Source organism: Salinibacter sp. (assembly GCF_042218895.1).
Taxonomy (GTDB): domain Bacteria; phylum Bacteroidota; class Rhodothermia; order Rhodothermales; family Salinibacteraceae; genus Salinibacter.
In genome coordinates, this window is sequence record NZ_JBDGQQ010000129.1 from 1 (window position 1) to 12333 (window position 12333).

The window sequence follows — 12333 nt, forward strand, 5'->3', positions numbered from 1 at the left end:
CCGCCCACTCGAAGGAGCAGCTCGACCGCGCCATCGACGCGTTCACCGAGGTGGCTCAGAAGCACGACGTGATATAGTTTGGTGTGGACGGTTGAAAGGCAGAAGGTCAAAGGTTGGCTCGTATGTCGACCTTGTGAGTTGATTGAGGAGGAGCTGCCGCAGAACACGACGGTCAGGGTCAACGGACGGCCGCACGAGAGGACCCCAGACCACCGATGAGAGCAGAGAAACCACCGTTCGTGGCGCTGGGAGCGAAGCGACCGAGCATCCTGAGGCTTTCGGGGTGACCGCTGTCGGCCGTCGTCGCGAGATGGGCGTAGCTCACATCCATCTCACAGACTTGAGATGCTCCCGGATGTTTTTCCTCGCACCTTCAACTTTCCCCCCTTCCAACCTTCCTACCTTCAACTCGCAGCCCGCCGCACTTACAGCTCTCCTCACAGATTTGCCTTCCCAGCTTCATGATTGACGCCCCCATTCGTTGGAGCATTACCTTCTCTCTCCTCGCACTGCTCCTTCTCCCCGGGACGACCGCGGAGGCCCAGAACATGGAGGGCCAACAGCTGAAGCGCACGCTTCCCCCCGACACGGCCGTCACCCAAACGGATCGCGTGACGGTGAAGGGCGAGGAGGTGCCCTACGAGGTGACCACCGGCACGCAGCCCGTGTACGGGGAGAACGATTCGGCCATCGCGTCGCTCCACTACACCTACTACCGGCGCACCGACGTGGACGACCGCACGCGGCGCCCGCTCATGATCTCGTTCAACGGCGGGCCCGGCTCCGGCTCGCTCTGGATGCATCTGGGCTACACCAGCCCCAAGCGCCTCAAGATCAGCGACGAGGGCTTCCCCACCCAGCCCTACGGCGTGCAGGACAACCCGCACTCCATCATCAACAAGGCGGACATCGTCTACGTCAACCCCGTCAACACCGGCTTCTCGCGCATCCTCGACGAGGACGTAAAGCGGGAGACGTTCTTCGGCGTGAACGCCGACGTAGAGTACTTGGCCGACTGGATCGACACGTTCGTCTCGCGTCACAATCGATGGCGCTCGCCGAAGTACCTGATCGGGGAGAGCTACGGCACGACCCGCGTGGCGGGCCTGGCCGGGGAGTTGCAGAACAGTCACTGGATGTACCTGAACGGCGTCATTCTCGTCTCCCCCACCGGCCTCGGCCTGGAGCCCGCCGGTCCCTCCCCCCGCTCCGAGGCCCTCAAGCTGCCCTATTACGCGGCCACCGCGTGGTACCACGACCAGCTGCCGAGCGACCTCCAGACCCGGGACCTCCAGGATCTGCTCTCGGAGGTCGAAAACTACACGGTGGAGCAGTACATTCCGGCCGTCACGCGAGGAGGCTTCATCGATAGCACCCGCCGGCAGAGCGTAGCGCAGCAGGTGGCCCGCTACTCGGGGCTCTCCAAGCGGTTCGTCCTAAACCACAACCTCGCCGTGCCCGCCGACGCGTTCTGGAAGCAACTCCTGCAGGAGCAGGGCTATACCATCGGGCGCCTCGACTCCCGTTACAAAGGCGTGGACCCGAAGAACGCGGGGGACGAGTACGACTATCCCGCAGAGCTCACCTCGTGGAACCACGCGTTTACGCCCGCCATCAACCACTACCTCCGCACCGACCTCGGCTTCGAGACGGACCTCAAGTACAACGTCTTTGGCCCGGTGCGGCCGTGGGAGGACGATAACAACGACACGGGCGAGCAGCTGCGGCAGGCGATGGCCCAAAATCCGTACCTCCACGTCATGGTGCAGTCCGGCTACTACGACGGGGCCACGGACTACTTTTCGGCCAAGTACGTGATGTGGAACCTCGGCACGCGGGACACGCTTCGCGACCGGCTCCGATTCGAGGGGTACCGGAGCGGGCACATGATGTACCTGCGTGCAGAAGATCGGGGACGCGCCAACGACGATCTCCGGTCGTTCATCAAGAACTCGATTCCGGAGGAGGGAACGCCTGCCCGGTACGGCCCCACCCGGAAGTAAGGCTGAACGGCGGTGGAGAGCACTCACGGCAGCCTCTCTCCCCCTCCGGGGTGAGATCCGCCCGGTATCCGTAGCCTGCGCCCCGATTTCACGAGAATGTCCTGTTTGTCGGGACCGGGGATTTGCGTCTCTCCATGCCCCCTTCCTACTCTTTCAGTCCTCGTGCTTCCTCACAGCCCCGCCGCCCCCATGCGTGCCCGTCTGCTGTTCGTCGCGCTTCTGAGCCTGCTCCTAGCCGTGCCTGCCCAGGCCCAGGAGCAACCCCATGTCTTCCGCAACGCCACGCTCTACCCCATCTCGTCCGCCCCCATTGAGGACGGTACAATGGTGGTGCAGGATGGCACCATTCAGGCCGTCGGCGAAGCCGGAACGGTCGACGTGCCCGATGGGGCCGTCGAGCACGACGTGTCGGGCAAGGTCATCATGCCGGGCCTCGTGGACACCCACTCCCACATTGGACAGGTAAGCGGGGGCGACGGGTCGGCGGCGATGCACCCGGACGTGCGTACCATCGACGCAATCAACGTGCGGCACCCGTCGATCAACCGCGCCCGGGCGGGCGGCATCACGACGGTGCAGGTGCTATCGGGCTCCGGGCACCTGATGAGCGGGCAGACGACCTACCTCAAGCTGCGCGACGGCGATACGGTGGCCGACCTGAAGGCCTGCGACAATCAGCCCGTCGAGGACTGCGGCGGCATGAAGATGGCCAACGGCACCAACCCGCAGCGCGAAAGCGGCCCCTTTCCTCAGACGCGGGGCCACGCCGCGGCCATGGTGCGCCAGCAATTTGTGCAGGCACAGGCGTACCAGCGCAAGAAGCAGCAGGCCGAGTCGGAGGCCGAGATGCCGGATCGCAACCTGCGCATGGAGGGCCTCGTCGACGTGCTGGAGGGGGAGCGCACGGTCCACTTCCACACGCACCGCCACGACGACGTGCTCACCGCCATCCGTCTGAGCAAAGAGTTCGACTTTGAGCTGGTGCTCCATCACGTAAGCGAGGCGTGGAAGGTGGCCGACGAAATCGCCGCGGCCGACGTGCCGTGCTCGATCATCGTGCTCGACGCGCCCGGCGGCAAGCCGGAGGCCGATGAGATTGCCTACCGCAACGGCCGGGTGCTCAACCAGGCGGGCGTCGACGTGGCCTACCACACCGACGATCCGATCACCGACTCTCGACTCTTCCTGCGCTCTCCCGCCCTTGGCGTACGGGCAGGGATGTCCCGCGAGGCGGCACTGGAGTCCGTCACGCTGGCCGGGGCCCGCATGCTCGGGCTGGCCGACGACACCGGCTCGCTGGAGACGGGGAAGGACGCCGACTTCATCGTCCTCTCTGGAGACCCGCTGAGCGTCTACACCAACATCGAGCAGACCTGGGTGGAAGGGGAAACCGTATTCGACCGCTCCAACCCTGAGGACCGCAACTTCGCCACGGGCGGCTACCGGGTCTACGACGACGCCATTCAGCACGTCCACGAGTAACGCGCCGCCGCTCCGCCCGTCCTGCCCCACCCGCCAGATACTTTTCCCATGCGTTTCCGATCTTCGCTCCTTCGCCGCCTCACGCTCCTTCTCGCCCTCCTCGTGGGCGGCCTGCTGCCGGGGTTGGTCCAGGCGCAGCACGCCGTCCGGGCCGACACTCTCTACACCATGACCGGCGACGGGCCCATCGTGGACGGCGTCGTCCTCATTGAGGGTTCGACGATCAGCGAGGTGGGCCCCGCTTCCGAGGTCGACGTGCCGTCCGGCGCTACGGTCCACGAGGCGACCGTCGTCACGCCCGGCCTCATCGACCCCCGCAGCACCGTGGGCGTCTCAGGCCTCGAAAACGTACCGGCCAACCAGGACCAACTCGACACCTCCGCCCCCATCCAGCCGGCCCTCCGCGCCATCGACGCCTACAATCCGCGCGAGGACCTCGTAAAATTCGTGCGGCAGCTCGGCATCACCACCGTCCACACCGGCCACGCGCCCGGCGCCCTCGTCAGCGGGCAGACCGCTACCTTCTCCACCACGGGCGGGACGGTGGCGGAGGCCCTGCACGACTCGCTGACGACGGTCGCCTTCACGCTGGGGCCCGATGCGCAGCAGCGCTTCGAGTCGCCCGGCACGCGGTCGAAGGGCGTGGCTATGCTGCGGCAGAAGCTGCTCGACGCCCGGGCCGCGATGGACGACGAAGGCCCGACGACAGATCTTGGGCAGGCCATGCTCCAGAAGGTCCTGCGCGGGGAGGTGCCAGCGCTCATCACGGCCCACCGCGCCCACGACATTCAGGCGGCGCTCCGCCTTCAGGAAGAGTTTGGCTTCGAGATGATCCTGGACGGGGCGTCCGAGGCGTACCTCGTGGTCGACGAGATCAAAGAGGCCGGCGTGCCCGTCATCCTGCACCCGACCATGACGCGCCCCTCCGGCACCACGCAGAACGCCGCCTTTACCACGGCGGCCACCCTGCACGAGGCGGGCGTGCCGGTGGCCATCCAGAGCGGGTGGGAGCCCTATGTCCCCAAGACGCGCATCGTGCTCTACGAGGCCGCCATCGCGGTTGCCAACGGTCTGCCCCGTCGCGCCGGACTGGCAAGCATCACGAGCACCCCTGCCCAAATCCTAGGCCTCGACGACGTGGGAACCCTCGCCCCCGGCCAGACGGCCGACCTTGCGCTCTTCGACGGCGACCCGTTCGAGTACACCACTCACACCTGCACAGTGCTGGACGACGGACGCGTGGTTAGCGACGAGTGCAAGTAGAACAGGACGGCTCCTCCCGGTGGGACGGACGGACAGGGGCCAAACGGAAGCCTTGACTGCCAAATCTCAGGGAGCAAGGGAGAATCCTGCGTTCCGTCGGCGCACGCCCAACGGTGTTACCGATCCTCCGCGACGACCCTGAGCATATCCATCGCGGTGATGACGCCCAGAACCTGATCGCTCTGAGTGACGAACACCCGACGGATGCCGCTCCGGTGCATCACCTGGGCTACCTGCTGAATAGAGGTGTGCTCGCTCACGTCGTAGACCTGCGGGGTCATGACGTGCTCGGCGGTGGCCCCGGTGTTCTGACTGACCCGGAGGGCTTCCAGGTCCTCTTCGGCGTACCTCGCTTCAAGTTCCGTGCGGTAGAAGGAGGCGGGCTCTTCGGAGGACGCGGGATCCCCCGCTGTGCCGTTGTACCGCGCAATGTCTGTCAGCGAGATCACCCCCACCAGTTGCCCATCGTCGACGACGGGCGCCCCAGAAATGCCGTGGTCTGTGAGGAACTGGGCGACGTGATCGATTGGCCAGTCGGCCTCAACTGTCCTCACGTCCGTCGTCATCAGGTCCTTCGCGCTGTTCCACTTCATGGCAAGTCGGAAAGGGGGTTATGGAGAAGAAGTACGGTGCGGATGGCAGAATCTCTATTGGTCGGCTCGCTCCGTGTTGCGGACGTCCCATGGATCAATGGCAAATTCCCTCGTTCCACAGACCGTAGCGGGCGGAACTCGAAAGGCCCCATTTCGTGCGCAAAATGCTTCGGACGGTACGGGGCCCGTAGCTCAGTTGGTTAGAGCCGCCGACTCATAATCGGCTGGTCGCAGGTTCGAGTCCTGCCGGGCCCACCTTTTCCTCCGCAAACCTCTGTGGGGCGTAGGACTCCGCGTTTACGGACCCGCTGCCTGGTTCCCACGTCATCTCCGAGGGTGAATGCGCGGGAGAGGGCGAGCGTATGACCCGAAAGCAGCGGCTCCCTCCACCGGAATCGGGGGCGTCGTTACTCGTACTGCAGGAGGACGGGACCGACTTCACGCAATAGGACCCATAGTTCAACGCTTCCGGGTCGGGACGTCCTCTCGGGAGCAGAACCTCGTCCGTCCGGAACGGGACGGGACGACTCTTGCTCTGGGGAGTCTGGCACAGGCCGGAACTGCAGGTTGGGCCTGAATGCCTGCCGTTTCCAGTTGTGCGGGCCGGACAGATTCGATCCGTTCCCTCCGAGACCTGCGAAACTGTCGCCAGAGATTCCCGTCGGGGACCCGCCCATCGATCGTGAAGAACGCTCGGACGTGGCACGAACAGCGGGCTTTTGCGGATTACGTTGCGATGCACTCCGTCAGAGGGACTGCACTTTTCGTCTTCCCCCACTCGGCGATGAGCCTCTCCCGCTGGAGAATCCGTCCTACTCTCTGGTGCCTGTGCGTTGCCACGGGCGTGCTCCTTCTATCAGGCTGTGACCTCTTCACCTCGTCAGGGTCCCCGTCGGAGACCTCGCGCGACCGCTACCTCCGGGTTGGCTACATTCTGGGGCAGAGCGCCCTGAAGGCGAGTCCTTCCGAGGCACGCCGACGCCTTGCCCTCCCAGATCGGCGCCGGACGTCGACCGTTCGCCTCGCGGCCGAGGCGGCCGACCGGCTCACCCACCTTAACTACGCATTTGCCAACGTGACGAAGCGAGGACGGGTTGTGCTTGAGCGGCGTCGCGACTCGGTCAACCTCATGCGTCTCGGCGCCCTCAGAGACGACCACCCTGACCTCAAACTTCTCCTCTCAATTGGCGGATGGGCGTGGTCCGACTATTTCTCGAACGCAGCCCTCACGGACGCGTCGCGTCGGCGATTTGCCCGCTCGGCCGTGCGCCTCCTCGATACCTACAACCTCGACGGTCTCGACATCAACTGGGAGTTTCCCGGTCGACCGGGGCAGGACAACATACATCGGTCCGAAGACGCGGAAAACTTTACTCGTCTTCTCCGGACCGTACGGGCTCACCTGAAGGCCCAGGGCAAGGCCGACGGCCGAACCGGTGAGGACCGGTACCTGCTCACCGTTGCGGCCGGTGCCACCCGGCAATACCTCCGCCACACAAACATGACCGAGGCCCACAAGCCTCTCGACTTCATCAACTTGATGACGTATAATTTTCGGGGACGTTGGTCGTTGCAGACTGGCCACCACGCAAACCTCCGCGCTCCGGCGGACGTCCCGCAGGCCCTTTCGGCGGCCGCCAGTGTCGAGATGTGGACCAATATGGGCATCCCGACTCGCAAGCTCGTCCTTGGCGTCCCCTTCTACGGGCGTGGGTGGGGGGGCGTCCGGTCGAGCAATCGGGGGCTCCATCAGCCCTACGACAAGGCGCTCGGGGCCTTTTCGTACGAAACCCTGGCACAATCCTACGTCAACCAGCGGGGCTTTGCCCGCTACTGGGACGCGTCCGCCCAGGCGCCCTATCTCTGGAGCCCCGACTCGCTGACGTTCATCAGCTACGAGAATCCCAGATCGGTGCGCGCCAAGGCTGATTTCGTCCGGTCGCGCGGACTCGGCGGCCTCATGTACTGGCAGCACACCCACGACACCGGAGCACTTCTAAAGGCCCTGGATGAAGGCCTAACCGCTCCCTCCTGAGGTCGCCCCTTCGTTCCTTCAAAGACGTCAGGCGGGCGCGACGGAGGAGTCCGGCGCAACGGTTCGCTCCTAATTCTGGGGCGGCCCAGAATCCCCCTCCGGACGATAGGGCCTTCTCGTCCCGGACGGCAGATCGGCGTTGTAGTACCACGAGAAGCCGCCCACGATGACGATAAACGCGAGGACGAGTCCTCCCATCTCCCCTAGAGACGTTTCCGGCGCCCCCACCTTGGGCAGCGCAACGAGCCCCCCGACGAAGACGACGAACCCGAAGATAAAAAGCCCAAAGTACTCGACAATGAACCTCATGAGGTGGCAGTCTCGACTTGGTCGACGAGGTCAGCTAAAATCCAGAGCGACGGGACCCAGAGGCCGACGAAGATGGCGGCCTGCGCGTAACCGCTAAACCATAGGAAAAGAGATAACGCCAACGCCACTACGCCGGCGCCGAAGATCCACCCTTTGTTGCTTGTCATGAAGGTTGGCGCTGTGATTTCGGTTGTCGAAAAGAAGGTGAAAGGGCATGGAGCGCCCTCCTGATTCGACGGCAGCAACGCTCAATGTGCTTGCAGCCGCCGACAAAGTGATGTGTGGCGTAGGATGTACGAAGTGACGTGCGTCGCCGATCCTTGCCCCTGATATCGTTGCATCCGTTCCACATTCGAAAGGGCCCAAGTGTTCGGGAATATTCCCTAGTTGCGCGTGCAGAGCAGGACAGAGGATGACGAGCACCGGGGAAGGGCTGTCTGTCGAGGTTGAGGCTCGCCGCTATTTCCGGGCGGTCACCGTGATCTCGACCCGGGCGCCGGCGGGAATGCCCGCCGCCTGCACAGCGGCGCGAGCGGGCGAAGCAGCGTCGAAGTACGTGCTGTACACTTCGTTCATCGCCGCGTAGTCGTCCAGATCGGCGAGGAATACCTGGGTCCGCACGACATCTTCCAGCGAGAACCCCGCCGACTCTAAGACGGAACGAAGGTTCTCCAGCGCCTGCCGCGTTTCGGCCTCAACCCCGCCGGCCACGAGGCTGTCCGTGGTGGGATCGATGCCGATCTGGCCGGAGCAGTAGATGGTGTTGCCGACCTGAATCGCTTGCGAGTACGGACCGAGGGCCTCCGGCGCCGCATCCGTGGAAATTACCTGTCGGTCCGGAGGGTCCTCAGACTCCGTGCATCCGATGAGGAGTAGAACGAGCAGGAGAGACGGCAAGCCGAAGGTGTGCATAGGAGCGGAAGAAATCATTTCAAGAACAGATGTGCCAGCACGAGGAACGGACATCAGGACGCTGCGGGGGCCTCTCCCCGGTGCCGGAGGGCCAGGAGGCTTCCGGCGGCCAGATTGATGACCGTCCCGATGGCCGTGTACCACGGCCATCCGATGCCTTTCAGGTTCGCCTCCGAGACGTATGCCTCCGAGGGACCGAGCAGGAACGGCATCCAGCCCTCGGGATCATGCGCGAGCGTGAAGGTCCACCCCTCGGTGGGACTGTGGTACACACAAAAGATAATGAGCACCATGGCGGCAATGGACCCGATGAAGGCGACGAGGGCGTCGCGCTGGCGGGTGCCGTCGTGCCATAGGCCAAGCAGGAAGGCCCCAAGCAGGCCTCCGTAGGTGAAGGACGCGATGGACAATCCGAGCTCGACGACCGGATTGTTGCTATCCTGAAAGAGGCTCGCGAAGCCGATGAAGACGACCCCCCAGAACAGCGTGAGAAGCCGCGAGACCAAGAGGGCACTCCCCTCCTGGTCCTCGAGAGAGCGCCCCAGGATCCACTCGTAGAGGTCGTTGACCGAGGAGGACGCCAGCGCGTTCAGGGACGAAGAGAGGGAACTCATCGCCGCCGCTACGATGCCCGCCAGGATGAGCCCCGACAGGCCTGCCGGCAGGCCCTCGACAATGTATTTCGGAAAGACCCCGTCGCCCCGCTGGAGCCCAAGGGCCTCAAGGGACGCCCCGTCGTAGTGCACCCAGAGCAGGAGCCCAACGGCAAGGAAGAGCGTAAACTGGACCATCACGACCAGGGCACTGCCAACCAGGGCTTTCCGACTGCCGGCCTCGTCGCGACAGGCAAGCAGGCGCTGTACGATGAGTTGATCGGTGCCGTGGGAGGCCATGGAGAAGATGGCCCCACCCACCACGGCCGTTACGAGCGTGTACGGCTGCGTCCACCAGCGTCCGAACGACTGACCGAGGCCGAGGTCGATCAGTTCGGTCTTGCCGGCCGCCACCGCCTCGCTCCACCACCCAGCCGGCACGTCGCCCAGCAGGAAGACGATGGCCGCCAGCGCTCCGCCCACGTAGAGGAGCATCTGCACCACGTCCATCCACACCACGGCCCGGATGCCCCCGATGAGCGTGTAGATGGCTGTGACCGTCCCGATGACGAGGATCACCTGGAAGTAGGTCACCTCCAGCCCCGCCATCGTGGCAACGACCTTGAGGGGAATAGCGGTGGCGAACAGGCGGACCCCATCGGCCAGGAGGCGCGTGATGAGGAACGTGATGGAGGCAGCCGCCTGCATGTTGTCGCCGTATCGGGTACCCAGGAAGGCGTACGCGGTCTGGAGTTCACCGGCGTAGTAGCGGGGCAGGAAATAGACGCCGACGAGAATTCGCCCCACTAGGTACCCTCCTGTGATCTGGAGAAACGTAAGCGTCCCTCCGTACGCCACGGCCGGCACGCCCACCACGGTAAGTGTGCTCGTCTCGGTGGCTACGACCGAAAGGCAGACAGCCCACCAGGGCAAATCGCGACTCCCAAGAAAATAGTCGTCCGTCGACGCCTGGCTGCCCCCCGCCCAGATGCCAAACACGGCAACCCCGAGCAGATACGCGGTGATGACGACGTAATCCAAGGTCGTGAGCATACATCCAGATGGATCGATCTCCGGAGAATCCCTCACTGCTGCGTCCCCCAGCAGAAGCGGGCCAGCGCGACTGTCAAGAAAGAAATCGCTTCTGAGGCGGAAAGTCGAGGGGGTAGGAAAGCCGCCCAAAATTCGCCCACTGCGGCCGCGGTTACAATCTGGAACCGCTTCCAAAATTTCGCCTCCCTCCAGGGACCGGCCTATTGTGGGGTCAAATTGACCTTGACAGCACTCCCCCCGCTTGACTTTACAATACCTTTTCTTTGCATTTACGGTAACTGAAAATTCTGGCGAGCCGTACGCGGTGTGCCGTGTTCCCCATGCTGGATCTCGCTGGGAAGCAGGGACGATTCTCAAGTATTGTCTGCAAAAGCCAACTGAGACGAGATGTATAGAGCTGTACAGTTCCTCAAGTCAACCCTCTCCTTGGGACCTCACCCCATCGGTCGGATTGTACTCGGGGGAGTCCTCGTGCTTGCCCTCACCGCTATGGCGGTTCCTGGAAGCGCTTTGGCCCAGCATAGGGTTTCGGGAACAGTCACAGGCTCGACAGATGGGAAGCCGCTTCCAGGTGTCAACGTTCAAGTGGTCGGCGCCCAGACCGGAACGGTCACGTCTTCGGACGGCCAATACGAGCTGACGGTCCAAAACGAGGATGCCACCCTCCAATTCTCATTCGTAGGCTATCAAACCCGGACGATCGACATCAACGGGCGCTCCACAATCAACGTGACCATGGAGCCGGAGACCCTCACGGGAGAAGAGCTCGTGGTCGTTGGGTACAGCGAGGAGCGTCGGGCCGACCTCACCGGATCGGTGCAGGTCGTGGACACGGAGGAACTGCAGCAGTTGCCGGGCGGACAGCTCACGGACAAGCTACAGGGCAACGCAGCGGGCGTGAGCGTGATCTCGTCCGGACAGCCGGGCCAGGATCCGCAGATTCGGATTCGTGGGATTAACACGTTCGGCAACAACACGCCTCTTTTCGTGGTCGACGGCGTGACTACCCAGTCGATCAACAACTTGAATCCGGAAAATGTCGAGTCTATTCAGGTCCTGAAGGATGCCAGCTCGGCGTCCGTGTACGGAGCGCGAGCCGCGAATGGCGTCGTGATCATTGAGACCAAGCAGGGAGAAGGCGACCTGAGCATATCGTTCAATTCCTCCGTTGGGATGTCCAGGCAGCCGAACGAGAGCAATCCCTGGAACATGGTCGACCCCAAAGGACGGGCCAAGCTGAAGCTCCTTGCGGCCTGCAATTCGAACCAAGGGGTAAGCAACTTTACGCCGTCGGACCCGCAGTACACCTTTCCAGACGGATGTGGACAGTATCCGAACGGGAGCCTTGGCTCAGTTGAGCTTCCCAACTATATTCTGCCAGCCGGGGCCGACGAAGCCAATCCGGAGGACTATTTCGTCGTGCCGGAATACTCCGGGGATCTCTCCCCCGCCGACTTCACCCAGATCGTTCGGGCCAATAAGTCCGGAACGGACTGGTTTGACGCGATCAACCGGACGGGCATGACCACCAATACCAACCTCACGGCGAGTGGCGGCAGTGAAAACGGCAGCTATCTGCTCGGACTGGGATACCGCAAAGAGGAGGGAACGGTGAAGAAAACGTTCCTGGAACGGTTCTCGCTTCGCGTCAACACGACGTACAATATCACCGACAACATTCGCGTGGGTGAGAACCTCTCCTACACGGCTGAAGAGAATTTCCTGACCAACGAACTCAATGAGGGAAGCGCGATCGGGATGGCGATGCGCATGCGGCCCATTATTCCGGTGCGCGACATTAAGGGAAACTTTGCCGGGACACGAGGAAATGGGCTCGGCAATGCGGAAAATCCCGTGGCCTATCGGGCGCGAACCCGGAACGACGAGAACCTGAGTAAGCGCCTGTTTGGGAATGTCTTTGCGGAGGTTAGCTTCCTCGAGAATTTTCGTTTTAAGTCCCTCGTTGGGGGCGCCATCGAATCCAGATACAGTCAGACCTTTCAGTTCCCGACGTACGAGAACTCGGAGAATAACTCGATCAACGCGCACACGGAACAGGCGTGGAATAACTACGACTGGACGTGGACGAA

Annotated in this window: 9 protein-coding genes and 1 tRNA gene; 6 read left to right on the forward strand and 4 right to left on the reverse strand. The window is 63.3% G+C overall.

Annotated features, from left to right (window positions below):
* Positions 1 to 461 precede the first annotated feature (461 nt).
* The 3 genes from ABEL04_RS11345 (at position 462) to ABEL04_RS11355 (ending at position 4748) form a co-directional block, all read left to right on the forward strand.
* Entirely contained in the window at positions 462 to 2003 is a 1542-nt protein-coding gene (locus ABEL04_RS11345; protein ID WP_375802507.1) for a S10 family peptidase, read from the forward strand.
* A 189-nt stretch (positions 2004 to 2192) separates the two neighbouring features.
* Positions 2193 to 3485, forward strand: coding sequence for an amidohydrolase family protein (locus tag ABEL04_RS11350; RefSeq protein WP_375802508.1), 1293 nt, complete (start codon positions 2193 to 2195; stop codon positions 3483 to 3485).
* A gap of 48 nt (positions 3486 to 3533) precedes the next feature.
* Positions 3534 to 4748 carry an amidohydrolase family protein gene (locus ABEL04_RS11355; protein WP_375802509.1) on the forward strand — a complete coding sequence of 405 codons (1215 nt, stop codon included), beginning with the start codon at positions 3534 to 3536 and terminating at the stop codon, positions 4746 to 4748.
* Positions 4749 to 4864: 116 nt separating this feature from the next.
* Here ABEL04_RS11355 and ABEL04_RS11360 read toward each other — a convergent pair whose 3' ends face one another.
* The gene (locus tag ABEL04_RS11360) at positions 4865 to 5341 is read right to left on the reverse strand and encodes a CBS domain-containing protein (RefSeq protein ID WP_375802510.1); all 477 of its coding nucleotides are present in this window, start codon (positions 5339 to 5341) and stop codon (positions 4865 to 4867) included.
* 181 nt (positions 5342 to 5522) lie between these two features.
* Between ABEL04_RS11360 and ABEL04_RS11365 the strand changes: the two genes are divergently transcribed.
* Both ABEL04_RS11365 and ABEL04_RS11370 read left to right on the forward strand, forming a co-directional pair.
* Positions 5523 to 5596: transfer RNA gene (locus ABEL04_RS11365), tRNA-Ile, on the forward strand.
* Positions 5597 to 6185: 589 nt separating this feature from the next.
* Positions 6186 to 7376, forward strand: coding sequence for a glycoside hydrolase family 18 protein (locus ABEL04_RS11370; RefSeq protein ID WP_375802511.1), 1191 nt, complete (start codon positions 6186 to 6188; stop codon positions 7374 to 7376).
* Positions 7377 to 7445: 69 nt separating this feature from the next.
* Here ABEL04_RS11370 and ABEL04_RS11375 read toward each other — a convergent pair whose 3' ends face one another.
* The 3 genes from ABEL04_RS11375 to ABEL04_RS11385 all read right to left on the reverse strand — a co-directional run bounded on the left by ABEL04_RS11375 (position 7446) and on the right by ABEL04_RS11385 (position 10243).
* Positions 7446 to 7685: a hypothetical protein gene (locus ABEL04_RS11375; protein ID WP_375802512.1), complete on the reverse strand. Its 240-nt coding sequence runs from the start codon at positions 7683 to 7685 to the stop codon at positions 7446 to 7448.
* A 459-nt stretch (positions 7686 to 8144) separates the two neighbouring features.
* Positions 8145 to 8597 carry a RidA family protein gene (locus ABEL04_RS11380; protein ID WP_375802513.1) on the reverse strand — a complete coding sequence of 151 codons (453 nt, stop codon included), beginning with the start codon at positions 8595 to 8597 and terminating at the stop codon, positions 8145 to 8147.
* A 53-nt stretch (positions 8598 to 8650) separates the two neighbouring features.
* The gene (locus ABEL04_RS11385; RefSeq protein WP_375802514.1) at positions 8651 to 10243 is read right to left on the reverse strand and encodes a sodium:solute symporter; all 1593 of its coding nucleotides are present in this window, start codon (positions 10241 to 10243) and stop codon (positions 8651 to 8653) included.
* Between the two features lie 489 nt (positions 10244 to 10732).
* On the opposite strand from ABEL04_RS11385, the gene ABEL04_RS11390 reads away from it, so the two are divergent.
* The coding region (locus tag ABEL04_RS11390) for a SusC/RagA family TonB-linked outer membrane protein (protein WP_375802515.1) at positions 10733 to 12333 on the forward strand (1601 nt) is incomplete at its 3' end.

Excerpts from the sequence above, each read along its gene's own strand:
- ABEL04_RS11380 (WP_375802513.1), bottom strand. The coding sequence starts at position 8,597 with ATGCACACCTTCGGCTTGCCGTCTCTCCTGCTCGTTCTACTCCTCATC.
- ABEL04_RS11355 (WP_375802509.1), top strand. The coding sequence starts at position 3,534 with ATGCGTTTCCGATCTTCGCTCCTTCGCCGCCTCACGCTCCTTCTCGCC.
- ABEL04_RS11350 (WP_375802508.1), top strand. The coding sequence starts at position 2,193 with ATGCGTGCCCGTCTGCTGTTCGTCGCGCTTCTGAGCCTGCTCCTAGCC.
- ABEL04_RS11345 (WP_375802507.1), top strand. The coding sequence starts at position 462 with ATGATTGACGCCCCCATTCGTTGGAGCATTACCTTCTCTCTCCTCGCA.
- ABEL04_RS11375 (WP_375802512.1), bottom strand. The coding sequence starts at position 7,685 with ATGAGGTTCATTGTCGAGTACTTTGGGCTTTTTATCTTCGGGTTCGTC.
- ABEL04_RS11360 (WP_375802510.1), bottom strand. The coding sequence starts at position 5,341 with ATGAAGTGGAACAGCGCGAAGGACCTGATGACGACGGACGTGAGGACA.
- ABEL04_RS11385 (WP_375802514.1), bottom strand. The coding sequence starts at position 10,243 with ATGCTCACGACCTTGGATTACGTCGTCATCACCGCGTATCTGCTCGGG.